Source organism: Myxococcales bacterium (assembly GCA_016706225.1).
Taxonomy (GTDB): domain Bacteria; phylum Myxococcota_A; class Polyangia; order Polyangiales; family Polyangiaceae; genus JADJKB01.
In genome coordinates this window covers 586,390-611,229 of record JADJKB010000005.1, presented here as the reverse complement: position 1 = coordinate 611,229, position 24,840 = coordinate 586,390, and the positions used below count along the sequence as shown (strand labels likewise).

Sequence of the window (24,840 nt, the reverse complement as noted above, 5' to 3'; positions counted from 1 at the left end):
CGCGGCAACCGGTGCAGCAGCCGCGGCGCCCGCAAATTGGAGCGGAGGCACGGCCGTACGCTCTACCTCGGTGTTCCTGCGGCGGTCACTCGTGCCGCGTGCGCAACACTCCATCGAGCCAGCTCGCCGCCTGCGCCGGAGTTTGTTTGTCGGTCTCGCGATCGACCAAGAGGTTCGCCCGGCGCATGTCCTCGACGTCGATGGCCCGGACGAGTGGCTGGAGCGCCCGCACCACGCGCTCGTCGTTTGCCACGCGGGGCGACAAGAGCAGCACCGCGTCGTACGGCGGGAAGGCGTGCCGCGGATCCGTGAGCAGCGTCAGATCGTAGGACGCGATCCGGCCGTCGCTAGAGAAGGCGGTGATCACGTCCACGCGGCCAGCCTTGACTGCCTCGTACATGAACGTCGAGTCGAAGCTCACGGTGTGCTTGAACGCGAGGCCGTAGGTCTCTCGCAACCGGCGCCACTCCGGACGCTGGAAGAACTCGTAGTCGCTCCCGAGCTCGAGACTCCCGGCCCGAGTCGCCAGATCCTCGATGCTGCGGATCCCCAGAGCCGCGGCCCGGTCTCGGCGCATCGACAAAGCGTAGGCGTTTTCGAATCCCAACGAACCGAGGGCCCGAACGCCGTGTTGCTTGGCCAAAAACCCGCCGAGCTCGTCCGCCACGCGCCACGCCGGCTGCACGTCGTCGCGCTTCATGGCATTGGCCCACAGTGTCCCCGAGGCACGCGCCCTCCCGTGGGTTCCGTCAAGCGGTTGACGAGCCGGAGCGTGGTGGTCTTTCCACTGCCACTCGCGCCTACCAGGACGACCAGCTCACCCCGACCCACCGACAGCGAGACCCCGCGAAGCGCGTAGCTCTCGCCGAAGCGCTTTTCGACGTTTTCGAGCGCGATCATCGGTCCATTCAACCTGCGCGGCGCCGGCCGCGCTGTGGTCGAAGCACGCCCAAAGACCCACCTCGAATTCGCCAGCCGACGAGTGATACCTTGGGAACCATCACCATGGACCCCAATCAGCTGCCCTCACAGTACCAGCCCGCAACCTTTTCGATGCCGCTCAGGGTGGAGACCAAACGCAAACGCACCCGTGCGGGCCTGGCCGGCTTGTTGATCGGCTTGCCGCTGATCGGCCTGGGGATATTTGGCTTCGCGCGGGGCGGCGCGGAAATGCTCGGCGTGTGGGGAATTGCCATCGGCGTCTTGGCGACGCTCACCGGCGTGTTGTTCCTGAAGAAGGCCGCGCGGAACGAGCTCGGCTGACGGCGACGACGAGCGCACTCAGCCAGAGCCAGAGCCCGCGACTCCCGCTCCCTCCCGAGGCGCTGCGACAGCCGCATCCCCCGGTCGTCGCCGGAGCTCTTCGCCCCGCTACCACCGGTCGCACTCGCCCCACCGGCGACGACGCCTCCGACACCGCCCGTGTTCGTAGCGCCACCGGCACTCGCACCCCCTGCGCCGCCAGCGGGTGTGCCGGCCTGACCCCCGCTGCCACCGCTGCCACCGCTGCCGCCGCTGCCGCCGCTGCCGGCGCTGCCGCAGCTTGCACCGCTGCAATCCTCGTAGGCGCCGACATCGTACCCGCCACCCTGCGGACGCGGCGTCCCGTCACGATCGGTTGACACCTCGGCAATGGTCTTGCCCTTGTCGACTGCGGGAGAGCCTGCCGCGAGGTGGTAGTCGTCCTTGGAGGCGTCCACGAACGCGCTCGGGCTGACCGCCAGGTTCGAAGCACCACTCGCCTGACCCGGCAGTGTGCCCAAGACCAAGAGGTTCTCGAGGTCCGGTTTGGTGGCCGCACTGCTGGCTGCCTGAAACGCCGCGAGCACGTCGCGCCCGAAAGTGGCGTTGTAAATCGCGAGTTTGTCGATGTTGTCCTCGTAGCGGACCGCCTTGTCGACGTCGAACACCACGGCGTTCCGGATCTTCACCCACGCTCCACCATTGCTGCCCGGTCCGCGGGTACGAAAGGCAATCTCCGAATCGAAAACGCTCACGCCGTCGAACACGGCGTCGATGTTCTCTTTGAGATTGAAGGCGGCCATGTTGGTGATCAGACCACCGCGAAAGCCCCAAGCGCTGGTGTTCACGACGCTGAGCTTTGCGCGCGGTGCGGCCGCGTTCGTCTTGGTGTCGATGGCGTTTTCTCCGGGCACGACCCCTGCGGCAAAACCGTTCTCTGCGACGGCCAGCGGCCCAGTCCACAGCTTGCAGCCTTCCACGACGATGTTGTTCCATCCCGGCAGCTGACGTCCGGGGTCGAACTGAATCGCGTCCCCACTGCAGGTGTGGATCTCGGTGTCACGCAGCGTGAGGTTTTTCACCGGTCCACCGGTCACCCCGTGTGCGTCGGTCTGTCCACCCGCCGAGTTCAGACAGTGATGAATCAAACACTTGTCGATCAAGACGTCGGACGGTCCGGCCATGTCGACGCAGTCCTTGGTGCCGTGGCGGATCTCCGTGTTCTTCAGGACGAGTCCCTTCGCGCCGTCGTTCACGTCCACCAGATCGAAGTTGGCGTACTTTCCGTCGAGCACGAAGCCGTCGAACACGAAGAACGCGTGGTCGACCTGCAACAGCTCTCCGGCCAGCGTAATTTCCGCCTTGGCACCCGCAGCCGTCCGAACGGTGATGGGGCTCGCGGCCGTCCCGTCTCGCGCAGTCTTCAGAGCTTCGACGTACGTGCCCGCCGACACCGTGACGACGTCTCCGGGCTGCGCTGCGTCGATACCCTGCTGGATCTTGCCGAACGGGGTCGCGGCTTCGCCGTTGCCGGCGGCGCCGACTGCAACGAACCACTCCTTGCCGTCCGCCTGCCCGCTAGTCCCCAGGAAAAATCCGAGGGTCAGCGCTGAAATCCATGTGCGCATGCCCGAGCCTCCGTGGGCACTATACGCCTGCGCGCACTTGCCTCGAGCGCAGGCCCAGGCGCGCGCCCGCGCCCGCGCCCCGCGGCTGCACACGCTCGACTCCAACCTGCGACGTGCACCCACCCGCACACACTCATTTCAGCGGCCTTCTGCAACGCCATCACGACCGGGTGTCATCCCATTGGGCCGCACGTGCGCCCCCCTATCGGAGGCCGTTCATGCCCGCTCGCTCGCTATTGGTGTCCCTCGTGCTCTCGCTGACCGCGCTCGCAGGTTGTGGTCCTGCCGCTGCGCCGCCCGAGGAGAGCGAACCGTCCAACACGACCCGAGACGACATCGTGGGCGGCAGCGCGACCAGCGAGTTTCCCGCAGCTGGCGCCCTCACCCGCTGGGGCTCGGCGCACTGCACCGGAACACTCGTTGCTGCGCGCACGGTGCTGACCGCAGCACACTGCCTCGAAGACGTCAGCGCCGCATCGCTGAAGTTCGTCATCGAACCGAGTCTATCCTCACCGAAAACCGTGGTCGCGGTCACGGCGATCAGCGCGCATCCCGCTTATGACTCCGCGAAGATCGAGAACGACATCGGCTACGTCACGCTCGCTGCCGATGCACCGGTCGCGCCCATCGAGATCTTGCCGGAGATGGATCAGAGCTGGGTGGGTCAGAAGTTGTCCTTCGTCGGCTACGGCATCACGAGCGGTCACGGCGGAGGCGCCGGAGTGAAGCGCCTGGTGACCATGCCCATCTCCGCGGTCGAAGCAACGCGCTTCGTCTACCAGACCCCGGGCAAGAACACCTGCAACGGCGACAGCGGCGGGCCGGCCTTCGCCAACGTGGGCAGCGAGTGGTTCGTCGCCGGTGTCACGTCCTACGGTGATGCCGGTTGCAACTACTACGGGGTGGACACCCGAGCCGATGCCTTCGCCGAGTTCGTGCTCGGGAAGCCCGCGCCGAGCGAGGGCAAACCGGACTCGGCGCCGAGCGATCCCTGCCACGGCGAGAGCTACGAGGGGCGCTGCGACGGCACTACCGTCGTCTGGTGCGAGGCCGAGAAGATCCACGAGATCGCCTGCCAGAGCTGCGGCTTCGACGCAGCCAAGGGTTTCTTCAACTGCCTGTGACTCGCGCCGCCACCCTTCGAGGACCCGCAAAACGCTCCTGACTTGATCCCGGTCAAGGCGCTCCCGTTGTGGCCAGCCGCAGTCTTCGGCTGGGAGGTTGCCATGCGTGTTGTGCTGATCGGGGCCGATTTCGAGGAGAACCTGGGCGTGGGCATGATCGCCGCGGTCGCCGAGGCGGCGGGCCACAGCGTGAACATCGTGGCGTTCAACGCCAAGCAGGACGTGCCACGCATCGCCCGCGACGTCGCAGCCGAAAGACCCGACGTGGTCGGCTTGAGCATGCAGTTCCAGCACCGGTCGCACGATTTCGTGTCACTGGCGCGGGCGCTCCGACGAGCAGGATTCACCGGGCACCTGACGGCAGGCGGACAGTTCCCGACGCTCGCAGATCGCGAGGTGCTCGGACGCGGGCACGGCATCGACAGCGTCGTGCTGCACGATGGGGAGGAGACGTTCGTCGAGCTGCTCGCGGCGCTCGCGGCGGGGGAACCGCTCGACTCCATCCGCGGCCTGGCGTTCGTCGATGACAACGGCGTGCACCGTACGGCGGGGCGCGGCTTTGGAACCAGCCTCGACGACCTCCCGTTCCCGAAGCGCTACCGGCGTCCTGCTCGCCACGCCGGCGTGCCGTTCGTCCCCATCATGGGCTCCCGCGGTTGCTGGGGCAGTTGCAGCTACTGCTCCATCACGTCGTTCTACCGGGACGCGAAACACGACGGCGGCGGACCGCTGCTCAGGCTGCGCAGCCCGGACAACGTGGCCGAAGAAATGTCCCGCCTGACCCAGGCGCTGGGCGAGGCTTGTGTGTTCTGTTTCCACGACGACAACTTCCTGTTGCCCAAACCCGAAGCCTCGCTCGCGCGTGTGCGAGCCATCTGTGACGGGCTCGAGAGCCGGGGCGTGAAGAAACGAGGGTTCATCGGCAAGTGCCGCCCCGAGACCCTGGACCCAGAGCTCGCTCGCGAGCTGCGCGAGCTCGGTGTCGTGCGGCTCTACGTCGGAGTCGAGAACGTCGCCGAGGCGGGCTCCAGCCACCTGAACCGCGGGGTTCAGCACCGAGCCGTGTCGCAGGCCCTCGATGCCTGCGACAGAGCGGGGATCTTCGCCTGCTACAACCTGCTGATCTTCGAACCCCAGGCAACACTCGGGCACGTGCGCGAGAACATCGCGTTCATGCGCGAGCATCCCGCACAGCCCGTCAACTTCTGTCGCGCTGAGCCGTACTACGGAACACCGCTGCAGCAGGGTCTGGCGGATGCCGGAAAGATCGGTGGCAGTTACCTGGGCTGGAACTACCGCATCGACGACCCGCGCACGGAGCTGTGTTTCCGCATCACGGCCGCGGTGTTTCGCGAGCGAAACTTCCGCTGCGACGGCGTGGCCAACCGCTACATGGGCGTCGGTTATGCGGCCAAGCTGGTGGAGCACTTCCACCCGGATCTCGGCGGCGCACATCGAAGGCTGCGCGAGCGCGCAGAGTCGCTCACCCGCGCCATCACGCTGGACACCGCGCACTACCTGGAGAAAGCCGTCGAGCTCGCCGAACGCGCGGACCTCGAGGACTTCGACGGCATCGAGCGACGGACCGCGCTGCTCGCGCTCGAAGTCGCGGCGGCCGACCAGAGCTGGCAGCACGAGCTCGACGAGTTCTACGCGGAGATCGACGCCTACGTCCGACGGCTGGCCGAGCCGCGCGCTGCAGCCCAGCGGCGGCAGAAGGCCCGCGTAGGCAAGAACCTCGCGCTCGGCGCGTCCCTCGCCCTCTGGGCGCTGGGTTGCGGAGGCAGCACGGAAGACGGGACCGAGCCAAAACCCGCCGATGGCGGCAAGCCCGACCAGTTCGTCGCCGACCCCTTGCCGTTCGATGGGGGTCAGGACGTCGACCAAGATCAGATGGTCGTCGACGCGCTGCCCATGGATGGCGGAATGGACGCCGAACCCGACGCCGAGCCGGATTCGATGGTCGCCGATCCTCCGCCAGATGACGGAGGCATGTCCCTGAACGACACCGAAGTCGCGCCAGGCGGTCGCTTGAAGCTGATCGATCAATGGGTCGACACCAGCGCCCGGCGCGCGGTGCGCACCAAGGATCTCCCGCTCTTCGATCCCCCCGAGGTGGAGATCGCCGCGACCTTGAAGGACGGCGTCATCGAGGCCAAGCTGGTCGGTGTACCGGACGGCGCAAGCACACGCTGGGAGGCGCAGGGGCCAGTGGACAGCAGCGGGCAAGTCGCGCACTGGACGCCCGCCGAAGGCGTCGACGACGCACTCTGCGTGGCGGTGCGCACGCGCGGTGGAGTCGGCGTGGCCACCCTGCGCGCGAAGACCCTGCGCGCCTAGAACACCGATCAGCTTGCGCTGCTCGTGTTCTAGGACCTTTACGTTGGGGCTGCGCCCCAAACCCCCGGCCTTCGGCCGTGCGCGCTCCGCGCGCGAGCGCCGAACACCTTGCAAGTCCCGGAAAACAAAGACGTTCAACCTGTTCGGCGCTCTAGAACACCTTCTTGGTGTCGATCAGGATCGTGACGGGGCCGTCGTTCTCGAGCGCCACGCACATGTCGGCCCGGAAGCGCCCGGTGGCGACCTCGACGCCGCCCGCCCGGCTTTTCTCGCAGAAGCGCTGAAACAGCACATTCGCTCGCTCGGGCTCCATCGCCTCGATGAAGCTCGGGCGCCGCCCCTTGCGCGCGTCGCCGAAGAGCGTGAACTGCGAGACCGCGAGCAGCGCGCCTCCGGTGTCGAGCAGACTCCGGTTCATCTTGCCCTCGACGTCCTCGAACACCCGCAACCCGAGCACCTTCTCCGCCAGTGTGTCGGCGTCGGCGTCGGTGTCGTCGCGCCCCACGCCCACGAGCACACACAGACCCGCCGCGATTCGGCCGACCACGTCGCCCTCCACGCTGACCTCCGCTCTACGAACCCGCTGGACGACCGCCCGCATGTGGGACTCGGCTAGCATGAAGCGCGCTCTACCGACAGAGCGGGGTTGATCTCGGACAGGGATCGGGCTCCGATCCCCGAGGTGCACCGACTTCCTGCTCCCGAGTTGCCCGCTTGGCTCGATCGCATGCTGCCTTTCGAGCGCTACTCCATGCTCGCCGACGGACACGCATTGCACGTGATGGAGTCCGGCCAGGGACGCCCGGTCGTCCTGGTCCACGGCAATCCCACCTGGGGCTTCTTGTACCGCAAGGTAGCCGCCGAGCTGCGTGGCACCCCGCTGCGACTGGTGATGCCGGATCTCGTGGGCCTGGGGCTCTCGGACAAACCGCGCTCGCCTCGGGCACACACACTCGAAAATCACATCCGTTGGCTCGGTGCCCTGCTCGACACACTCCGCCTCGACGACGTGATCCTCGTCGTCCAGGACTGGGGTGGGCCCATCGGACTTGGTGCGTTCGCCGAGCGCGACTCGCGCCTGGCGGGGCTCGTGATCCTGAACACCGTCGTCGGGCCGCCGCGACCCGGTTTCCGCGCGACGGCGTTTCATCGCTTTGCCCGCGCGCCGCTGCTCTCCGAGCTGGCGTTTCGGGGACTCGGCTTCCCGCAGACCGCCCTGCACCTGGCTCAGGGCGACAAACAAAGCATCCGCGGCGAGGTGGCCCGGGCCTATCGCTGGCCACTCCGTCATGTCGCCGATCGGGTGGCGCCCTTGGCCCTGGCCCGGATGGTCCCGGACTCCATGCAACACCCGAGCATCCCGGCGCTCGCACGCTGCCAGGCGCTCGTCGAACGGTTCGAGGGCCCGACGGCGCTGGTCTGGGGTGATCGGGATCCGGTCCTCGGTCGAGTCCGCCGTCACATCGAGACCTTGCTCCCCAACGCCACGGTTACCCGCACCGAAGCCGGTCACTTCTTGCAGGAGGAAGTGCCTCGGGAGATCGCCTCCGCGATCGAACGAGTCGCGGCGCAGCTCTGATGCGCCTCGCCGAGTTGCTCGAGCTGCACGCCCGCCACAGCTCCGCTTCGTCGCTGGCCGAGAGCCTCGGCGACGGCCTGCTGCTCGCGCGCAATCCGTTCCTGCGACGCATCCGCCAGGAGTCCTTGGCGCGCGGTGCACGGTTCTCCCTGGCCGACCCGGGCAACTACTTCGCCTTCCCGCTGATCGCCCTCGACACGGTGCTCAGAACACGCACGATTCCTTATCGAGACAACGTGGCGGCATTGAGGGAGCTCGAGGCCGGGCGCCCGGGTTTCTTCACGACCGCTGACCTGCGCAAGAATCGCCCGATGCCCAACTTCGTCTTGCACGAGTCGGCGCACGTCGTGGCGTTCGACGTGCTCTTCGGACGGCCGAAGTGTGTGCGGGAGAGCCTCGCGGTTCGCGAATGCTTGCCGCAGGTCATGCTGTGCGAGGCCTTCGCGATGACCGCCGAGTACCTGGCGCTGTGTGCGGTGTCGGACACGGACCGGGCGGAGCGATGGCTCTTTTCCCTCAGCTCCTATCGCCACCGCGCGCAGAAGAAGCGCGCCGTCGGCGAGCTGTTCGACGAGCTCGGTCAACCGAGCGTGGTGGCGGCGATGCTGGTCGGATTTCTGTATCAGAACTACCTGGTCGACCGCGTCGACCGGACCACGCTCGCCCGCGCGCTGGACGCAGCGGGTTTTGGTACGATCTCTCGCGTGCGACCCGCTCTCGAACAAAAGCTACGCGGCGCGGTCAATACGCTCGCCCAGATGAGTCGAGATTTTCGCCTCGACACGGCGCGCCTGTATTTGACGACGTTGGGCTACCCGCGCGACATCCAGCGAGTCCTCGCCCACGACCCGTTCGTGCGCGCCGGTGGAGCGTTGGGCGCCGGAATCGCCGAGCTCACCCGATTGCTCACCGTCGGCCAGTAGTCCGGACCCCACCTCACGGCCGTTTCGAGTATCCTGCCCGAGATGCGTCAGCCGGTGCCGAGTGGGGCCCGCTTGCCCTTCGCGGGCATGCTCTTCGTTTCGGATTTGCACCAGGGGGTGCAATACCGACTCGAGCGTGTGCTCGGCCAAGGCGGGACGGCCGTTGCCTACTTCGCAACGCGCCTCTCCAGCGACGGGGAATCGCCTGCCGTGGTGAAGATCATCCAGCCGCGCATCGCGGTCGAATCCGGCGAAACGGCGCTCACCATCATCAAGAAGGAGGCGGTCGCTCTCGGGCGCCTGAACGAACAGATCCCGCCCACACCTCATGTGGTGCGACTGATGGACACCGGCACGGCCGAGTACGAGTACTTCGGCCGCAAGGTGAACCTGCCCTGGATCGCCCTGGAGTACGTGCACGGTGGCGGAGAGGGCACGACGCTCGAAGAGCGCGTCGAATACTCGGTGAAAAATACCGGCTTCGCCTTCGACCTGGCGCGTGCCGCGCGCGTCATCGACAGCCTCGCCCGCGGCCTCTCGGAGATCCACGCCGTCGGCGTCGTGCATCGTGATCTGACTCCAGGCAACGTGCTCTGCTGCGGCTCGGGAGACTCCGAGCTCTACAAGATCAGTGATTTTGGGATCGCACGCCCAGCGGGGCTCGCCGCAACCTTCGGCGACGCCATCGTGGGCACACCGGGCTACGTGGCGCCGGAACAGCTGGGGGGCACCGCCGACCTGAGCGCGCAGAGCGACATCTTCAGCCTGGCCGCCATCGTCTATTTCATCCTGACGGGTCAGCGCTACTTCGAGGCTGACTCACCCACGCAGGCCATCGTCGCGGTGAGCATGCCGACTCGCCGCACGTTGCTCGAGGCTGCGACGCTTTCGCCGGAGTTGCGCGAGCGCCTGGCCGCGTGCCAGGCCATCGACATCGCTTTGGCTCGTTCGACGGCGCCGAACGCCAGTGATCGCCCGCAGAGCGCCACGCTGTTCTCCCAGAGCCTGCTGCCGTGGTTGGAGCAAGACTCCGCCGGGCACAAACCGAGTCGCCGCTGGATCACCAGCATGGATTTGCTGAAGGCGGTGCCTGAGGCCAGCTCGAGCTGGGTCGTTCGTCATCCTCCGGGTGCCGATCGTCTGCTCACCAGCGTCGCCTGGAACGGCAGCGGCCATTGCCTGGCCGCTTCGACGGCGGGCTTGGTCTATTGGGACGGCACCCATTGGGCAGCGGTCCCCACCGACACTTGGTCCGATTTCGGCAACGTGCGCTTCGTTCGCCGCTTGACCCCGACCAGCTGGCTCGTCGGCAGCGACACCGGGAGCTTGGCGGAGTACTCCCGCGACGGCCTCCGACAGATCACACGCCTGCCCGACAACGGCCTCAGCCTGATTGACGCCCACGGCGACCTCGGTGATCTGGCGGTGATCGCCGCGGAGGACGCCAGTCGGCGCCCCTACCTGATCGGGTTCGCGGCCCGGCGTTACATGCGAGCGATGCGTGTCGACGGCGCCGCAAGCCTCTCTGCAATCGCACGCATCGACGACGAGCGCTGGCTCGCGGTCGGACGCAGCACCGGCGGCCGGTGTTACGCGGCGATCTACCGCCCGCTCGACTGGAGCATCGTGCCAATCGAGCCTCCGGAGGGCCGAGCGCTGCTGGCGGCGGCCAGCCGACCGGAGCGCCGCCTCGCGGTTGCGGTGGGCACCGACGGCAGCATCGTGCGCGTCGAGCGCGACAAGAGTGAGGTGCTCAACGTCGAGGGCCGTCCCGATCTTGCGGCGGTCGCCATCGACGTGTTGGGCAACGAGTGGGCGGCCGGCGCGGGTTGCATCTGGGCAAACCGCTCACACCGGGGTTGGAAGCGGGACTGGGAAAACTCGACCTGGCGCCCGCCGTTCATCAGCCTTCTGGCCGAGTCAGGCATGCTGGTCGCGGTCACGGTGGACAGCGGCGTGCTCGAGTGCCGCTCGCTTGCCCTGGACAAGACCCGCCCGGCCTGACCCGCGGACACCCTCCAAATTTGGCTCCAGACACTTTCCTTGATCCGGCCGGTGCACCACTCGTGCTAATCGGCGGGTGAGGGAGGCTTCATGCCGAATGCCGTGCTCCGTTTTCCGGTTCTGTCCGTGCTCATCGTCTCCGCCGCGCTCTTGGCCTGCAAAAAGAGTGGTCCCCAAGAAGTGAAGGGCAGCTGCGACATGCGCAGCGCAGCGAGCGGCAGCAGCTCGATCTGCATCGACTTTCACACCGAACCGAACGCCAAGGTGAAGTCGATCTGTTCACCGGAGAGCGGGTACATCCTCGCAACGACAGGGTGTGATACCAGCACCGCCCTCGGTGGCTGCCAGAAGGGCAAGCTCACCAACTGGTACTACGCGTCTTCGAAACACTCGTCAGCCGACGACGTCAAACGCGAGTGCAGTGACACGTTCGTGACTCCCGGCGGAAAATAAGGCGGCTCGACTCCGCGCCGAGCTGAACGCCTCGAAGCTCCCCTCGCCAGCGGACGCGAGACAGCGCCTTGGCGAGGGGGGTGCGCGCATCGACCCGACCTCGGCGCGACCTCACTTCAGGCAGGTCGCGCCGAGCGCTGCGCAGTCGGCGTCCGTCATCTTGACGGCGCCGTAACACGACAGACACTGCGCAACGCTCAGGATGCCGTAACAGGCCGCCGTGCTCGTCACGGGGTAACCGGCGAGCTCCGCTTGCACCGTGACACACTGAGTCTGTTTGGCGGTCACGGTGGGTTGGTATTGGCAGAGCTGGTTGCAGCTCGTGACCGGCCAGGGCAAACCCGACGAACCTCCGCCGCCGGGATTGCCGGCAGTGCCGCCGGTGCCCGCGCCGGAGGTGCCGCCGCCTCCGGGGTTGCCAGCCACACCGCCGGCACCGGAACCCGCGTCGCCACCCGCTCCGGGACTACCCGCCGCGCCCCCCGCAGCGGCGCCGCCGCCGCCAGGATTCCCCGCGGCGTTGCCCGCGCCGGCGCTGCCGCCGGTGTTCGACTGCCCGCCAGTGTTCGACTGACCGCCGCTGCTCGAGGCAGCGCCGCCGCTGCTCGAGTCATCGGGATCGTTGTTGTTGACGGTGCAGGCGTTCATCAGGCCCAGACAGCCGAGGGTGATCAGGGACTTTGACAAGCGAAGGTCGAAGGATTTCATCTGAAGGTTCTCCAGCGCCCGGGGAATTTTCCGCGCGCACTCACCCCTCACAGCAACTCGAGTGCCAGCGCGAAATCAGCGGCGATCTCGCGCGCTCGGATGCCAGCGGGCCTCAGCCTGGCATGGGCGCCCCTGCCAATGGAGGGCAGGACCCCGCCAGCCTGGGCTTCAGACCGGCCAGTGATAGAGCAGCGCGTAGACGACGACGCCGCTCACCGACACGTACAGCCAAACCGGCAACGCAATGCGCGCGATGCGCCTGTGGCGATCAAAGCGCTCGCGGAGGGCGCGCATCAACGTGACGAGCGCCAGCGGGACCACCGTCGCGGCGAGCAGCACGTGCGGGATCAGTACGGCGAAATACACGCTTCGTATCGCGCCGGTTCCGCGAAACGGCACCGAGCCCACGCGAGCGTGGTGGATCAGGTACGAGATCAAAAACACGACGGACACACCGAACGCGGACAGCATGCACGCGCGGTGGCGCACGCGATCGCCTCTCCGAATGAACACCCAGCCGGCGACCAGACACACCGTCGCCACGCTGTTGAGCACGGCGTTCAGCGTGGCGAGGGCGTTCGGCATGGCCACGCCCCGTTTAGCACGTGGGCCTCGCTTCGGGAGCGCGGTGCAGCAACTGGTCCGGCAGAGCTGGCCGCTCGGGCAAGCCGGCCGACACGCGAGACCCGTGGCTTGTTTGCCTAGAGCGCCAAACAGGTTGAACGTCGTTTGTTTTCCGGGACTTGCAAGGTGTTCGGCGCTCGCGCGCGGAGCGCGCACGGCCGAAGGCCGGGGGTTTGGGGCGCAGCCCCAACGTAAAGGTCCTAGAACACGAGCAGCGCAAGCTGATCGGTGTTCTAGGCGGCAAGTCTGCCTGCAGCAGGTGCCCCGGTCGCCGACTGAACGCCAGTGCTAGCCGCTCGAGCGCTGCTTGCGGCGCGAAAGTCCGCGCTCGCGGGCCCCGAATTGCCATTTCAGGCGCGCGCGAGTCGAGGGTAGACTGCGCCGATAGTGTGCGTCGCCACCCCACACCGAGTCGTGCTGTTGCTGATCACGCTGGGCGCGATTTGTGTGCTCTCGGGTTGCCCCGGATCTCTGGAAGATCCCGAGCGCTTCGGCGAACCGGATGCCGCCAGCGGCGGTGGAGGTAGCGGAGGCGGCTCGAGCGCCGGAGGGGCCAGCTCGGACGCCGGGAGCGATTTGTGATCCGGAGGCTCGCGCTCATTCTTCTGGTCCTCGCAGGCCTGAGCCTCACGGCCGAGCGAGCCCATGCCGAGGACGGTGTTGCCGTCGTCGTGCGAGAGCTTCAGGGCGACGAAGCTCCCAGCGCTCGCAACGCCATCGTCCGGATGCTCTTGTCTCACGACAACGTGCGCCTGGTGGGTCGCGCTCACTACGAGCGCATCGCAAAACGCCTGGGAGCATCGCCCAAAGACAGCACGGGCCTCCGAGCTGTGATCCGCGCGCTCGAGCTGGGCGTCGTGATCGAGGGCAGCATCGAGTCCATCGACGAGGGGTTCCTCGCGACCGTGCGCATGCGAGGCCGCGAAGGGGACGTGCTCGAGTCCCACAAGTTCTCCGCCAAGACCCGCGGCGAGCTGGCGCGCGAGCTCGGCGAAAATGGTTGGAAGGCCCTGGGCCCGGCCATCACGGACGCCGAGACACTCATGGGCCGCAGCAAACCCAAGCAGCGACGCGTGGTCTTTCTGGAGCTGGGTGGCCCCAAATCGACCAACGTGCGGGCGGCCATAGAAGGCGCGCTCTCGAAGCTGGAGGGCTGGGAGCTGATCGCCGAGGAGGAGGCGCTGGTCGCGCGCCCGGACGAAGCAGGAAAACCTGCCGAGCGAGTGGCCGTTGCGGAGGCACTGGGTGCGACGGCGCTGCTCCGCGGCGAGGTCTCCGGCGGACGTGCGAACCAGCTGAGGCTGTCCGTCATCAACGCAAAGAACGGCGACGACATCGGCGAGGTGAAGCTGAAGGGTGTGAACACCGCCGGGCTCGAGCGAGCGATCGGCCGCGGCCTCGGCAATCAGCTCCTGCCGCTCTTGGAGCGCACGGAGCGCCGGCGTTTTTCGCCCGAAGAGCTGGAGGATGAAGCGCCGGAAGAAGCCGCGCCAAAATCCGAGAGCAGCGGGCCGCGCCCGTCTCCGCTCGAGGCCACGCTCGGGCTTCGGGCCGGCACGCGCAACTTCCGTTACGCCGACGATCGCTTTGGAGCGCTTCGCGCCTACAAGATGGGGCTGACCCCGGCGGCGTTCGTGGCGGCGCGCTGGTACCCCGCCGCCCACTTCGAAAAGGGCGCCGTGGCCCACGTCGGCATCAGCGCCGCGTACGAACAGGCCTTCTTGATCAAGAGCCAGGTCAACGGAGAGAGCTACGACACAACCGCGCGAGAGTGGATGCTGGGCGTGCGCGGCCGACTTCCGCTCGACGACCTCGAGCTGGGCGCCGAGCTCGACCTCGGAGAGCACAGCTTCAACGTCGATGACGATCCCAACCTGCCGTTCGTGCCGGACGTGGCGTACCGTTTCATCCGGCTGGGCGTCGACGCGCGGTATCGGAGCGGGAGCATCTCCGTCGGGGGGAACTTCGCGTATCGCCACGTGACGGACTCCGGCGCCATCGCGACCGACGCTTGGTTCCCGCGGCTCGACGTCGCCGGGCTCGATACCGGTTTGTACGCCGGCTACTCGATCGGCTCCGACTTCGAGCTGCTCGCCGGCGTTCTCTACCGCCGCTACTGGTTCAAGATGAACCCCGAGCCCGGCGATCGCTTCGTCGCCGGCGGTGCCCTCGACAGCTACATCAGCGGCTTCCTCGGCGTCGGTTATCGGTTGGCGCAGCACTGATGACCCCCTCCGCAGAGACGCGCGCCGGGCGCGGCCGGGTCGAGGTGATCCTGGCCGCGCTTTGTTTCTCGACGGGGGGAGCGGCCATCAAGGCCACGACGCTGTCGAGCTTCCAGGTGGCGGGTTTTCGCTCGGGCGTTGCGGCGCTGGCCATGCTGTTGCTCTTGCCCGCCGCCCGGGCGCGCTGGTCCTGGCGAGCCATCCTCGTCGGCCTCGCGTACGCCTCGACGATGGTGCTGTTCGTCAGCGCCAACAAGCTGACCACCGCCGCGAGCACCATCTTTCTACAGTCCTCGGCCCCGCTCTACGTGCTCCTGCTCTCGCCGCTGGTGTTGAAGGAGCCGGTCCGACGCAAAGACCTGCTCTACATGGCAGTCCTCGCCGGCGGGCTCGCGTTCTTCTTCGTCGGCGTACGGGCGCCGGACGCGCTGGCGCCGAACCCGCTGCTCGGCAACGTGCTCGCTACGACCGCGGGTGCTTCCTGGGCGCTCACCATCTTCGGCCTGCGCTGGCTCGAGCAGCGCGAGCCGGAGCGCGGTGGGGCGCGAGCGGTGCTGCTCGGCAACCTGATCGCTTTTTTTGCCTGCTTGCCCTGGGCGTTGCCGGTGGAGGTGTTGTCGGGCAAAGACGCCGGGGTCATCGCGTACCTGGGTTTGATCCAGATCGGTCTCGCCTATTTGCTCCTGATGCGCGGAGTGCAGACCGTGCCGGCGCTCGAAGCGTCCCTCCTGCTCTTGGTCGAACCCGTTCTCAGTCCCATCTGGGCCTATCTGGTGCACGGCGAGGTCCCGGGGCCGTGGTCCGTGCTCGGTGGCGCCATCATCCTCGGCGCCACGCTGACTCGCACGGCCGTCGATTTCCTGCGCGTGCGCCGCCTGCGCGCGGTCGGTGGCGGCTGAGCGGTCACCAGGCGTAGGTCGCCGAGATCGAGACGGGCATCACCCAGCGCGGGTGCTGTTTGGTCGGGGCGCCCTCGTAGTCGTAGCCGTTGTCTTTCACGGAGTAGAAGGGCGCGTCCGCACGAAGACCGAGGATCATGCGCGACGAGTGCAGCCGCATCATCTCGACGCCGCCCTCGGCAAATGCTCCGAGTCCACTGCCTTCGAGGTCACTCTCGGCGTTGACCGCGCTCACTTGCGCGTAGCTGATCGCCAGGCCTCCACCGACGAACAGCGAAGTGTCCCCCTGGGACAGGAAGTACCGCCCGCCCAGCCCACCGCTGGCCGTCTGCAGAGAGTCGCCGTTCGAGCCGAAGCTGGCCCGGAGCGAGACCCCGAAGCCGTACTGCGGAGTCTCGTAGTACCCCATGAACTCGAGCCCCGGGCTCATCCAGCGATTCTCGGTCGGCGCGCTGACTCCCACGATGCCCACGCCCCACAGGAACTCACCGGGTTTCTTCTCGTACTTGCGCGTCTCCTCCGAGACCAGGTTGTCGACCCGTTGTGATGCGTCGAGGGCCTCGTCTTGCACGATCGCGCGGGCCAGGCGCGGCGCGGCAACGGGCACCTCCTCGACGCCACTCACGGTGATGCGCCGCGAGCGTCTCACGGTCCCGAGCGGCGCTTCGTAGGTGACTCGCACGATCAGCTTCGAGCCGAGGCGATCGAAGTGGACTCGATAGGCATTCGCACTCGGTGTGCCCGCTGACGAGAGGGCCACCCCCTGGCCTCGGATCTCGTCACACATTATCTGCCCGCCGGTGGCCGCCGACGCGGCGTCGAGCCCGTTGTTGAACACGAGGCAGGTCGTGCCGGTAGCAGCGACGGGTGCGGTGACCGGACCGGGCGTGGTGGTGTCCTTGGCCGGCGCTTCGCTCGGCGCGTCCGCCGACGGAGTGTCACTCGGCGCGCTGGCGGCGGGCGGCGGCGCGGGCGTGCCATCGGTGCCCGGCTCGCCGGCGAAGGCGGGCCCCGCGGTGAAGAGCGCGAGCGCAACGGCGGAAGCGGAGACGGCGGTCGAGAGGCGGCGTGTTGTCAGATTCATGCTGACCGCCAAGAGCACCCGCCGTGCCCGGTCCGGCGCGAACCCAGCGACGCGGGCGTGACCTCAATGGTTCCGCATTGGTTGAACCTCTTGGCCGGTTGATTTCGCCAATTTTGCGCAGATTCCCCTGTGAACCCAGTGCCACAGACTGTAGTGGTTGAACCACTGCGGAGACCCAGAGCTCACACTGGGCGCGGCGCTTGAACCGCCGGCGGGTTCCCGGCCATCGTGCTCCCGGCGCCGGTTCGCTCCGCACCCCGTGGCTCGATGGCTGACGCCCCGCTCGACTCGCATGGACACAGAGATTGAGGAAGCACTCGCCAAGCTCGGCATCGGCCGCGGGAACTACCGCGTCTTGATGTTGTTGCCGCTGGTCTACGTGGCCTGGGCCGACGGCCTGATGGAAGAGGTGGAGATCGATCGCATCGACAAGCTGGCCAAGGAGCGCTTCTGGCTGGACGCGTCGGCGCTGCGCATCCTCGACGGTTGGCTGGCGACGGCGCCCGAGAAGGAATACTTCGACGAGGGGCTGCAGACGTTGTTTCTCCTGGCGCAGAGTGAGACTGGCGAGCCGCTGTTGCACGCCGAGGAGCTGCACGACCTGCTCACGCATGCCGAGTCCATCGCCCGCGCCACCGCCGCGGCCCTGGACGCACCCACCTCCGTCAGCGAGGAAGAAGACGCCGCCTTGGCTGAGATCGCGGCGGCGCTGGGCGTGGACAACGGCATCAGCTGGCGCCGCCTGCTCGACGAGCTCGACGCAGGACCGGCCTCGGTCGCGATGGGTCGCATGCCGCTGTCGCGGCGGGGCTGAGGATCCTGCGACAAGGATGCGCCAAGCGGCTCACAACGGTGCAACCTCGCGCAGGTCGAGAACCCGGCGGCTCGGCGGGCTTGCTGTGCTGGCTGCCACACTCGCCCTTCCGCTGGGGGTGAGTTGCAAGAAGAAGCCGCGTCTTCCCGAGCGCATGGCCGGCTCGTGGCGGGCCACGATGGATGTGGGTGCCCGGGCCTCGAAGGATCCCATCGTGCGTGGCCTGGCAAAGTTCTGGAACCGCGAGCCGCTCGCGATCGAGCTCGAGGTCAGCCCGACCTCGCTCGAAGTCCGCAGATGGACCCGGGAGCAGAACCGCGAGGTCGTACAGCGAGCGAGCTACGAGATCGTGGACGATCGGCACATCCGCCTGACGACCGAGCAGGGTCAACTCGTGGCGCGCGTCGACACCGGCTGCGCGGACGAAGGTTATTGTCTCGACGTGACGTTCACCCCCGAGGTGCCCGATTCGCCCGCAGTGGTGGCGATGGGCTTTCTGTTCGGCTGCGACGACGACACCGGCGCGCTGCGCTGCGCCGGGATCACCAAGTATCGTTCGTTCTACCGCTACGCCAAGGACGGCGGCGCTCGTTGAACCTCGGCCTCAGCGTCAGCTGGGGAGGTCAGACCCGCCCCTGACGAGCGGGGATCCGGCGAGAAGATCCAGAGCCAGCTTCGAGATTCGAACTCGAGACCTGCGGTTTACGCAACCGCATGTCGGTAGCCCACGGGCGTCCGCCGCGTTATCCTGAACGCGATGCAGGCATTCGAAGCAGCTCCCCCGCCCCTCACAATGGGCGACGACGGCGTCATCCGTGTCGCGCGAACACGCGTGCAGCTCGAGATCGTGGTGGGAGCGTTCGACGCCGGTGCGACCGTGGAGGAGATCGTCCAGCAGTATCCAGCGCTCGATCTGGGCTCCGCGTACGCCGTGATTTCGTACATCCTGGCCAATCGTCACGCGGTTGATTCATACATCGTGGAACGCGAGCGAGCGGCCGCGGAGGTGCGCGGGGCCATCGAGAGCGCGCAACGTCCCGACGGCATCCGCGCTCGTCTGCTCGCTCGAAGAACGCAAACGAGATCAGAGTGATCCGCTTCCTCGCGGACGAGAACTTCAACAACGACATCGTTCGGGGTGTGCTGCGACGACTGCCGACCGCGGACCTCGTTCGCGCGCAGGACGTTGGTCTGAGCGGTGCCGATGACGACGCCGTTCTCGAATGGGCGTTGATGGAGAATCGCATCGTGCTGACCCACGACAGGGCCACGCTCATCGGCATCGCTTACGGCAGGGTTACGACCGGCAAGCTCGTTCCTGGAGTATTCGCTGCATCACAGTCTGCGCCGGTGCCGCTGGTGATCGACGACCTCGTGCTCATCATGGAGTGCAGCCGCACAGAGGAGTGGGCGCAGCAAGTGCGATACCTTCCTCTGCGTTGATGGCTGTTGCCCCGTCGACTTCCACGCAACGCGCCGCAGCTTCGCGAGCTGGCTCGAAGCCAACGAGGTCCCGGGGACGTGGTGGACCGGATGCTCGGTCAGGCCGGCAAGAGCGTCCGGAAGCGGCACTACGCGGCGACCGAGCTCGAGGTCATGCGGCGCGCGGTGGAGAGCATCAAGCTCGACCTCCAAACCGTTGCGTTTGCTGCACCCGTGCAGCAAGAAGTCCGGGATTCCGCCGCGATTCCCTGGAGCCAGCTTCGAGACTTGAACTCGAGACCTGCGGTTTACGAAACCGCTGCTCTACCACTGAGCTAAGCTGGCGACCCTGTTGGGGCGCGCGAGAATACGCACGCCGGATGGTGAGTCAAGTGAGCGCAATCGCCGTGCCCTCGGGTTTCCGTTTCGCGGCCGTTTCGGCCGGGATCCGCAAGGATGGTCGCATCGACCTCGCCCTCGCGGTCAGCGACGATGACGCCGTCGCCGCGGGTGTGTTCACCCGCAACCTCGTGCGGGCGGCGCCCGTCGAGGTCGCCGAGCGACGGGTGCGCTCAGGTGTGGCCCGCGCCATCGTCGTCAACGCCGGTTGCGCCAACGCCTGCACTGGTGAGCCCGGTGAAACGGCAACCCTCGCCTCGACCGACGCCATCGCTCGAGCCCTCGACATCTCGCCCGACCACGTGCTGCCCGCGTCCACCGGCGTGATCGGCGCGCTCTTGCCGGCCGACAAGATCTCGGCGCGCGCGACCGAGCTGGTCGACAACCTCAGCCCCGAGGGCTGGGACGCCTTCTCGCGCGCCATCCTGACCACCGATCGCGGCGCAAAGGTCGCGAGCGCAACCCTCGGCAACGCAAGCGTGCTCGGCATCGCCAAAGGCGCCGGCATGATCCACCCCGATCTCGGGCCCCCTCACGCCACGATGCTCGCGTTCCTTTTCACGGACGCCAGCGTCGAGCGCGCCTTGCTCGAACGTTGTTTGTTCCAAGCCTCGGAGGCTTCGTTCAACGCCGTGAGTGTGGACGGCGACACCAGCACGAACGACACGGTCTTGTGCCTGGCTTCCGGAAAATCTGGCTCGACTCCGAACGAGAGTGAGCTCCTGGCCGCCCTGTCCAGCGTCTGCCAGAAGCTCGCGCGGGACATGGTCGCGGACGGGGAAGGCGCCAACCACGTCGCCGAGATCATCGTACGCGGCATCGGAAACGCCGCCGACGCGCGCACCATCGCACGCACCGTCGCCACCTCGCTGCTGGTCAAGACCGCCCTCTTCGGACAAGACGCCAACTGGGGACGACTGCTGGCCGCCGCGGGCCGCGCCGGAGTGAAGTTCGATCCCCACCGCGCTCGCATCGACGTGAACGACGTCACCATCGTCCGCGGCGGCGTCGCCGTCGGAGCCGAGGCCGAGAAGCAGGCCGCACGTATTTTCGCAGAGCCCAGCTACCGCGTCACCCTCGAGCTCGGCGACGGACCGGGTGAGGCCCGTTATCTGACCTCGGATCTCGGTCACGGCTACGTCGACGTCAACGCCGGCTACCGATCGTGATGCGTCGCCTGGCCGGCCTTCTGCTCTCGTCCTACTTCGCATGCGCGCCGCCGCAGGGCACCGTCGGCGCCGTGTTCGCGCAGCAAGACGACGGTCGGTTGATCGTGCACGAGGTCCCGAAGGGGCTCGCCTCCGACAAGGCCGGTCTGCGAGCAGGCGACGAGGTGCTGCTCGTCGAAGGCATGGACGTGCGAAGTCTCGACGCGAAGGCCCTGCACTCCACCCTGTCCGGTGAGGTCGGCACACCCGTGCGGCTCACGCTGCTCCGCGGCGAGGAGGTCCTGCGCGTGACCCTGAAACGGACGCCGGCGAAACGCCCCGGATTACCGCTCCGACGCTGAGCGGCGCCCGCCGCCCCGGCCCATCACTTCGGCCCAGCAGCGCCCTCGGCGTCGAGCCCATGCAAGAACCCGTCAATGCGCTTGGTGATCTCGTCGATGTGCAGCGGGAACGTCATGTGCCCGCCCTCGATCCAGAGGATCTGAGGTTTGCCCCACTCGCGCCACTGCGCCTCCGCCAGACCCGCGTCGATGTACACGTCCTCCATGGCCTGGATCCACAGCTGACGCTCGGGCAAAAGGCGCGGTTTGTAGCTGGAGAGCCCGAGCCGCCGGAACAGATCCTTGCGCTGCTCCCGGTCCACACCCCAGTGCTCCAGATCCTGCTTCATGCGCCACAAGATCGGCGCATCTTCCACCGCCGACTCGAGCTCCAGGTGCGAGATGATCGGCACGATGAAGTCCGGCAGCGGCTCGACACACGCGAGCAGCATGGTGAGGGCGCCGCCGAGGCTGATGCCCGTGACGCCGACGCGTGAATAACCGCGAGCCCGCAGCCAGGCCATCATGCTGCGGGTGTCGCACAACGCCTGCCGCACTCCCTCCATCGAACGCACGAGATCCGCCGTCCAGAAGAACTCTCCGCTGAAGAGCGCCTCGCGGGGTTTGCGTGAGCCGTGAAACGGCAGCGCGACGTGCACGATGTCGGTGTCGAGCTCCTTCTGCCACTTGCGGAACAGGGTCGTCTCTTCCGCCCACGAGCCCGGCTCGAGCCAGCCGTGCACGTAGATCAGACAGGTCTTCCGCTGGCTACCCTCGGGGCGGATCCAGCGAGCGTGGGCCTTGAGGTTCGCCGCGTACTCGTGCTCGTGGCGCTGCCGGTAGCGGGGACAGAGCACCTCGTGGGTGCTGGTCCAGCTCAGCGTAGAGGTTCGAAGCGCGCGGTCGACCAACGTCCGCCGAATGCCGAGATCACTGATTGCCCGCGGCTCGGGAAACAGCCGATCGGCCGGCAAGTCCAAGTATTGGTGCAGGTAGCCGATGGTATTTTGCTTGGCGCCACGCACGTGCAAGAGGCGCGACAAGGCCCCGGCCACGCGGTCCGCGCTCTTTCCGTAGCCCATGAGGGTGCTGAGTATATCGGGCTAGAGCGAATGAGTGCTAGCCTCGCGCCCACCTTGAGCGCGGGGTCTGCAGAGATCTACGAGCTGTTCTTGGCGCTGGCGCCAGCTCGCATTGGCGCCGCGCGAACGGCGCTCGAACACGAGGACGCGGGGGACCGCGCCCGCGAGCTCGCCGCTGCCCTCGTGCCCTTCGCGGTCGACGCGGCCCTGCTCGGCGCCGAAGGGGTGACGGCGCTCGCCCGCGCGGCCGCTCACGCGGCGACCGCGCCGCAGGCCGACCTCGAGGCCGCGCTCGATACCCTCGAGGACAGCATCGAGGCGCTCAGCCACGGCGACGAGTCGGGTGCCCGGGTCGATGAGGCCGCGCTGCTCGAACACGCGGCACGCCTGGGGAGCGGCATCGCCAGCGACGACTCGAACGCACGCAGCGCGCTACCCGGCGAAGCTCCCGCCGCCCCCGACGCTGCGTCAGCGGATGACGAGACCATCTGGGTTCCGGCCCTGGCGGAGGACATGGTCGCGGCGTTTCTCGACGAGTGCGGCGAGCGGCTCGACGGTCTGGCCGAACGCCTGCTGGTGCTGGAGGAGCAGTCCGACAACAAGGAGCTGGTCAGCGAGGTCTTCCGCGATCTGCACACCCTGAAGGGAGGCAGCGCCTTCGCCGGTCTCAAGAAATTGAACCGGGTCGCCCACCTCGCAGAAGATCTGATCGGTGAGCTGCGGGACGGCAAGCGCGAGTGTGATCGCGCGCTGGTCGATCTACTGCTCGAGACCCTCGACTCGCTGCGCGCCATCGTCGAGCGGGCCCGCGCTCGCGCACCGATCGACGTCGACGTGAGCGACCTCTTGCGCCGACTGAAGGATCCCAAAGCGCCCCGCCAGAAGCCGACGCCCAGAGCGGAGGGGGCCGCGCCGGCTGCGGTCCATTCGGCCGAAAAACCAGCAGGAGCTCGCCCCGCCGCGGCGACCGCGACCCCCGCCGCGGCGCCCGCCGCGGCCAGCACTCTGCGCATCGAGTTCGAGAAGGTCGATCAGCTGCTGAACCTGGTGGGTGAGGTGGTGCTCGCCCGCGGCCGCCTGACCACGGCAGCGGAGGTGCAAGGTGCATTGCTCCGGGAAGTCACGCAGCTCCGCAAGAAGCTGACGGCGCTCGCCGCTCCCGACGGCGATCGCCCCGGGGCCGCCGGCGCCCTCGACGATCTACAGCGCACCGAGCGGGTGTTGCGAGAGACCTGGAGTGATCTCGATGCGGGACTCGGCGGCCTCGGCCTCGCGGTGGATCAGCTGCGCGACAACGTGATGAAGCTGCGCATGGTGCCCATCGCGCGGCTGTTCACCAAATACCAACGCACGGTGCGAGAGCTCGGCGGCAAGCTCGAGAAAGAAGTGCGGGTCGAGCTCGAAGGCGCCGAGACCGAGCTCGACAAGGTGCTCGTGGAGCGGCTCGAAGATCCGCTGTTGCATCTGGTGCGCAACGCCGTCGATCACGGCGTCGAGCTGCCGGACCAGCGCGTGCTCAGGGGCAAACCTCGTGCAGGGCTGGTGCGTCTCGCCGCGCACCAACGGGGTGGCCAGATCGTCGTCACCATCAGCGACGACGGCGGTGGCATGGATCCGGAGCGCCTGCGCCAGAAGGCCATCGAGAAGGGCATCCTCAGCGCCGAAGAAGCCGCTGCCCTGGACGACCGCGCGAGCTTCGATCTGATCTTTCGTGCTGGTTTCTCCACCGCGGCGGCCGTCTCCGACGTCTCGGGTCGCGGGGTGGGCATGGACGTGGTGCGCGACGCCATCGCCAAGCTGAAAGGCAGCATCGTCATTTCTTCGGAGCTCGGCGTGGGCACCCGCATGGAGCTCAGGCTGCCGCTGACGCTGGCCATCACCCAGGTGCTCGCGGCGCGGGTCGGCGGTGAGCTGCTGGCCATCCCCCTCGACGCGGTGGTGAGCGGAGAGACCCTCCGCCCCGGGGATCTCGAGGCCGTCGCCGACGGCGTGTGCCTGAGGGTCAACGATCGCCTCGTGCCCGTCGTCGACCTGGCCGACGTGCTCGGCCTGGCGCGCGACGGTTCCCTCGCCGATGCCGGCGAGGCCGCGGTGGTGATCGTCGACGCCGGCTCCGACCGGCTCGGGCTCCGGGTCGAGCAGTTGCTCGGCCGCCACGAGGTCGTGATCAAATCACTCGGACCGCTCCTGGCCGGGGCCCGCTGCGCGGCAGGCGCGACGCTGATCGGAGATCGCGTGCTGTTGGTCGTCGATCTCGCGGAGGTCGCGCGCCGTGCGCGGGAGCCCGCGGGGGTACGCCCGCTGCCCGCCCGCGCGCAACTCAAGGCCAAATCCCGCGCCCGCGTGCTGATCGCGGAAGACAGCGACGTCATCCGCGAGGCCATCCGCCGCGAGCTCACCCGCGCGGGATTCGACGTGGTGGCGGCCGAGGATGGCGCCGTCGCACTGGAGCTCTGCCGATCGGAACGCTTCGACGCCGTCAGCACCGACGTGATGATGCCGAAGCTCGACGGCTACGAGCTGACCCGCGCGCTGCGCAAAGATCCTCGCTACGAGAACGTGCCGATCGTGATGGTGACCAGCAAGGACGCGCGCATCGACACGCTGCGCGGCATGGACGCCGGCGCCGATCTCTACCTGACCAAGCCGGCGGATGCGGCCGAGTTGGTCCGCGCCCTCGACTCGCTGCTCGCGAAAAAACGCGCGGGCTGAGGGACGAACCGACTGGATTTCCGGCAGCCTGGCGGCGGGGCGGTTTTCCTGGGCGCAAGCTGCGTTTCCGGTGCTAGGGTGCGCCGCCT

24 protein-coding genes and 1 tRNA gene are annotated in these 24,840 nt (G+C 67.7%); 16 read left to right on the top strand and 9 right to left on the bottom strand.

The window, feature by feature from the left end:
* Nucleotides 1-85: 85 nt before the first annotated feature.
* From IPI67_10465 to IPI67_10455, 3 genes are all read right to left on the bottom strand, one after another.
* Complete coding sequence (locus IPI67_10465) at nt 86-700, bottom strand: hypothetical protein (GenBank protein MBK7580615.1); 615 nt, start codon at nt 698-700, stop codon at nt 86-88.
* On the bottom strand, nt 697-900 hold the full coding sequence (locus tag IPI67_10460) for an amino acid ABC transporter ATP-binding protein (GenBank protein MBK7580614.1): 204 nt from the start codon (nt 898-900) through the stop codon (nt 697-699). Before IPI67_10460 ends, IPI67_10465 begins: the two co-directional genes overlap by 4 nt.
* Nucleotides 901-1,016: 116 nt before the next feature.
* The gene (locus IPI67_10455) at nt 1,017-2,870 is read right to left on the bottom strand and encodes a hypothetical protein (protein ID MBK7580613.1); all 1,854 of its coding nucleotides are present in this window, start codon (nt 2,868-2,870) and stop codon (nt 1,017-1,019) included.
* Nucleotides 2,871-3,088: 218 nt separating this feature from the next.
* On the opposite strand from IPI67_10455, the gene IPI67_10450 reads away from it, so the two are divergent.
* Together IPI67_10450 and IPI67_10445 are read left to right on the top strand one after the other, a co-directional pair.
* Nucleotides 3,089-3,994 (top strand): trypsin-like serine protease, encoded by a 906-nt coding sequence (locus IPI67_10450; protein ID MBK7580612.1) that lies wholly within the window; start codon nt 3,089-3,091, stop codon nt 3,992-3,994.
* A 102-nt stretch (nt 3,995-4,096) separates the two neighbouring features.
* Nucleotides 4,097-6,334 carry a B12-binding domain-containing radical SAM protein gene (locus IPI67_10445; protein MBK7580611.1) on the top strand — a complete coding sequence of 746 codons (2,238 nt, stop codon included), beginning with the start codon at nt 4,097-4,099 and terminating at the stop codon, nt 6,332-6,334.
* A gap of 151 nt (nt 6,335-6,485) precedes the next feature.
* Here IPI67_10445 and IPI67_10440 read toward each other — a convergent pair whose 3' ends face one another.
* Nucleotides 6,486-6,935 carry a D-tyrosyl-tRNA(Tyr) deacylase gene (locus tag IPI67_10440; GenBank protein ID MBK7580610.1) on the bottom strand — a complete coding sequence of 150 codons (450 nt, stop codon included), beginning with the start codon at nt 6,933-6,935 and terminating at the stop codon, nt 6,486-6,488.
* Nucleotides 6,936-7,016: 81 nt separating this feature from the next.
* Here IPI67_10440 and IPI67_10435 point away from each other — a divergent pair, with 81 nt between their 5' ends.
* The 4 genes from IPI67_10435 to IPI67_10420 all read left to right on the top strand — a co-directional run bounded on the left by IPI67_10435 (nt 7,017) and on the right by IPI67_10420 (nt 11,293).
* Nucleotides 7,017-7,913: an alpha/beta fold hydrolase gene (locus tag IPI67_10435; protein ID MBK7580609.1), complete on the top strand. Its 897-nt coding sequence runs from the start codon at nt 7,017-7,019 to the stop codon at nt 7,911-7,913.
* A complete protein-coding gene (locus IPI67_10430; protein ID MBK7580608.1) occupies nt 7,913-8,836 on the top strand; it encodes a hypothetical protein in 924 nt (307 codons plus the stop codon). The genes IPI67_10435 and IPI67_10430 overlap by 1 nt, the downstream gene beginning before the upstream one ends.
* 42 nt (nt 8,837-8,878) lie before the next feature.
* Nucleotides 8,879-10,840, top strand: coding sequence for a serine/threonine protein kinase (locus tag IPI67_10425; protein MBK7580607.1), 1,962 nt, complete (start codon nt 8,879-8,881; stop codon nt 10,838-10,840).
* Nucleotides 10,841-10,930: 90 nt separating this feature from the next.
* Nucleotides 10,931-11,293, top strand: coding sequence for a hypothetical protein (locus IPI67_10420; GenBank protein ID MBK7580606.1), 363 nt, complete (start codon nt 10,931-10,933; stop codon nt 11,291-11,293).
* 111 nt (nt 11,294-11,404) lie between these two features.
* Here the strand turns inward: IPI67_10420 and IPI67_10415 are convergent, their stop codons facing one another.
* Complete coding sequence (locus tag IPI67_10415; GenBank protein MBK7580605.1) at nt 11,405-12,001, bottom strand: hypothetical protein; 597 nt, start codon at nt 11,999-12,001, stop codon at nt 11,405-11,407.
* A gap of 168 nt (nt 12,002-12,169) precedes the next feature.
* Complete coding sequence (locus IPI67_10410; GenBank protein MBK7580604.1) at nt 12,170-12,586, bottom strand: DUF420 domain-containing protein; 417 nt, start codon at nt 12,584-12,586, stop codon at nt 12,170-12,172.
* Nucleotides 12,587-13,012: 426 nt separating this feature from the next.
* Here IPI67_10410 and IPI67_10405 point away from each other — a divergent pair, with 426 nt between their 5' ends.
* From IPI67_10405 to IPI67_10395, 3 genes are read left to right on the top strand one after another with little or no spacing between them, the layout of a single operon-like run.
* A complete protein-coding gene (locus IPI67_10405; GenBank protein MBK7580603.1) occupies nt 13,013-13,207 on the top strand; it encodes a hypothetical protein in 195 nt (64 codons plus the stop codon).
* Entirely contained in the window at nt 13,204-14,850 is a 1,647-nt protein-coding gene (locus IPI67_10400; GenBank protein MBK7580602.1) for a hypothetical protein, read from the top strand. Before IPI67_10405 ends, IPI67_10400 begins: the two co-directional genes overlap by 4 nt.
* On the top strand, nt 14,850-15,749 hold the full coding sequence (locus IPI67_10395; GenBank protein MBK7580601.1) for an EamA family transporter: 900 nt from the start codon (nt 14,850-14,852) through the stop codon (nt 15,747-15,749). Before IPI67_10400 ends, IPI67_10395 begins: the two co-directional genes overlap by 1 nt.
* A gap of 4 nt (nt 15,750-15,753) precedes the next feature.
* Here the strand turns inward: IPI67_10395 and IPI67_10390 are convergent, their stop codons facing one another.
* Complete coding sequence (locus IPI67_10390) at nt 15,754-16,833, bottom strand: hypothetical protein (GenBank protein ID MBK7580600.1); 1,080 nt, start codon at nt 16,831-16,833, stop codon at nt 15,754-15,756.
* Between the two features lie 292 nt (nt 16,834-17,125).
* Between IPI67_10390 and IPI67_10385 the strand changes: the two genes are divergently transcribed.
* The 4 genes from IPI67_10385 (at nt 17,126) to IPI67_10370 (ending at nt 19,090) form a co-directional block, all read left to right on the top strand.
* Nucleotides 17,126-17,647, top strand: coding sequence for a hypothetical protein (locus IPI67_10385; protein MBK7580599.1), 522 nt, complete (start codon nt 17,126-17,128; stop codon nt 17,645-17,647).
* Nucleotides 17,648-17,663: 16 nt separating this feature from the next.
* Nucleotides 17,664-18,242, top strand: a complete 579-nt coding sequence (locus IPI67_10380; protein ID MBK7580598.1) for a hypothetical protein — start codon at nt 17,664-17,666, stop codon at nt 18,240-18,242.
* Between the two features lie 162 nt (nt 18,243-18,404).
* Nucleotides 18,405-18,740 carry a DUF433 domain-containing protein gene (locus IPI67_10375; GenBank protein ID MBK7580597.1) on the top strand — a complete coding sequence of 112 codons (336 nt, stop codon included), beginning with the start codon at nt 18,405-18,407 and terminating at the stop codon, nt 18,738-18,740.
* On the top strand, nt 18,737-19,090 hold the full coding sequence (locus IPI67_10370; protein MBK7580596.1) for a DUF5615 family PIN-like protein: 354 nt from the start codon (nt 18,737-18,739) through the stop codon (nt 19,088-19,090). Before IPI67_10375 ends, IPI67_10370 begins: the two co-directional genes overlap by 4 nt.
* 249 nt (nt 19,091-19,339) lie before the next feature.
* Here IPI67_10370 and IPI67_10365 read toward each other — a convergent pair.
* Nucleotides 19,340-19,414: transfer RNA gene (locus IPI67_10365), tRNA-Thr, on the bottom strand.
* Nucleotides 19,415-19,449: 35 nt separating this feature from the next.
* On the opposite strand from IPI67_10365, the gene argJ reads away from it, so the two are divergent.
* Both argJ and IPI67_10355 read left to right on the top strand, forming a co-directional pair.
* On the top strand, nt 19,450-20,637 hold the full coding sequence (gene argJ, locus IPI67_10360) for a bifunctional glutamate N-acetyltransferase/amino-acid acetyltransferase ArgJ (GenBank protein ID MBK7580595.1): 1,188 nt from the start codon (nt 19,450-19,452) through the stop codon (nt 20,635-20,637).
* Nucleotides 20,637-20,978 carry a PDZ domain-containing protein gene (locus IPI67_10355; GenBank protein ID MBK7580594.1) on the top strand — a complete coding sequence of 114 codons (342 nt, stop codon included), beginning with the start codon at nt 20,637-20,639 and terminating at the stop codon, nt 20,976-20,978. Before argJ ends, IPI67_10355 begins: the two co-directional genes overlap by 1 nt.
* A 23-nt stretch (nt 20,979-21,001) precedes the next feature.
* Here IPI67_10355 and IPI67_10350 read toward each other — a convergent pair whose 3' ends face one another.
* Entirely contained in the window at nt 21,002-22,039 is a 1,038-nt protein-coding gene (locus IPI67_10350; GenBank protein MBK7580593.1) for an alpha/beta hydrolase family protein, read from the bottom strand.
* A 30-nt stretch (nt 22,040-22,069) separates the two neighbouring features.
* Here IPI67_10350 and IPI67_10345 point away from each other — a divergent pair, with 30 nt between their 5' ends.
* Entirely contained in the window at nt 22,070-24,751 is a 2,682-nt protein-coding gene (locus tag IPI67_10345) for a response regulator (GenBank protein MBK7580592.1), read from the top strand.
* The last annotated feature ends 89 nt before the right edge of the window (nt 24,752-24,840 follow it).

Excerpts from the sequence above, each read along its gene's own strand:
- IPI67_10465 (MBK7580615.1), bottom strand. The coding sequence starts at position 700 with ATGAAGCGCGACGACGTGCAGCCGGCGTGGCGCGTGGCGGACGAGCTC.
- IPI67_10460 (MBK7580614.1), bottom strand. The coding sequence starts at position 900 with ATGATCGCGCTCGAAAACGTCGAAAAGCGCTTCGGCGAGAGCTACGCG.
- IPI67_10455 (MBK7580613.1), bottom strand. The coding sequence starts at position 2,870 with ATGCGCACATGGATTTCAGCGCTGACCCTCGGATTTTTCCTGGGGACT.
- IPI67_10450 (MBK7580612.1), top strand. The coding sequence starts at position 3,089 with ATGCCCGCTCGCTCGCTATTGGTGTCCCTCGTGCTCTCGCTGACCGCG.
- IPI67_10445 (MBK7580611.1), top strand. The coding sequence starts at position 4,097 with ATGCGTGTTGTGCTGATCGGGGCCGATTTCGAGGAGAACCTGGGCGTG.
- IPI67_10440 (MBK7580610.1), bottom strand. The coding sequence starts at position 6,935 with ATGCGGGCGGTCGTCCAGCGGGTTCGTAGAGCGGAGGTCAGCGTGGAG.
- IPI67_10430 (MBK7580608.1), top strand. The coding sequence starts at position 7,913 with ATGCGCCTCGCCGAGTTGCTCGAGCTGCACGCCCGCCACAGCTCCGCT.
- IPI67_10425 (MBK7580607.1), top strand. The coding sequence starts at position 8,879 with ATGCGTCAGCCGGTGCCGAGTGGGGCCCGCTTGCCCTTCGCGGGCATG.
- IPI67_10420 (MBK7580606.1), top strand. The coding sequence starts at position 10,931 with ATGCCGAATGCCGTGCTCCGTTTTCCGGTTCTGTCCGTGCTCATCGTC.
- IPI67_10415 (MBK7580605.1), bottom strand. The coding sequence starts at position 12,001 with ATGAAATCCTTCGACCTTCGCTTGTCAAAGTCCCTGATCACCCTCGGC.
- IPI67_10410 (MBK7580604.1), bottom strand. The coding sequence starts at position 12,586 with ATGCCGAACGCCCTCGCCACGCTGAACGCCGTGCTCAACAGCGTGGCG.
- IPI67_10395 (MBK7580601.1), top strand. The coding sequence starts at position 14,850 with ATGACCCCCTCCGCAGAGACGCGCGCCGGGCGCGGCCGGGTCGAGGTG.
- IPI67_10390 (MBK7580600.1), bottom strand. The coding sequence starts at position 16,833 with ATGAATCTGACAACACGCCGCCTCTCGACCGCCGTCTCCGCTTCCGCC.
- IPI67_10385 (MBK7580599.1), top strand. The coding sequence starts at position 17,126 with ATGGACACAGAGATTGAGGAAGCACTCGCCAAGCTCGGCATCGGCCGC.
- IPI67_10380 (MBK7580598.1), top strand. The coding sequence starts at position 17,664 with ATGCGCCAAGCGGCTCACAACGGTGCAACCTCGCGCAGGTCGAGAACC.
- IPI67_10375 (MBK7580597.1), top strand. The coding sequence starts at position 18,405 with ATGCAGGCATTCGAAGCAGCTCCCCCGCCCCTCACAATGGGCGACGAC.
- argJ (MBK7580595.1), top strand. The coding sequence starts at position 19,450 with ATGGTGAGTCAAGTGAGCGCAATCGCCGTGCCCTCGGGTTTCCGTTTC.
- IPI67_10355 (MBK7580594.1), top strand. The coding sequence starts at position 20,637 with ATGCGTCGCCTGGCCGGCCTTCTGCTCTCGTCCTACTTCGCATGCGCG.
- IPI67_10350 (MBK7580593.1), bottom strand. The coding sequence starts at position 22,039 with ATGGGCTACGGAAAGAGCGCGGACCGCGTGGCCGGGGCCTTGTCGCGC.
- IPI67_10345 (MBK7580592.1), top strand. The coding sequence starts at position 22,070 with ATGAGTGCTAGCCTCGCGCCCACCTTGAGCGCGGGGTCTGCAGAGATC.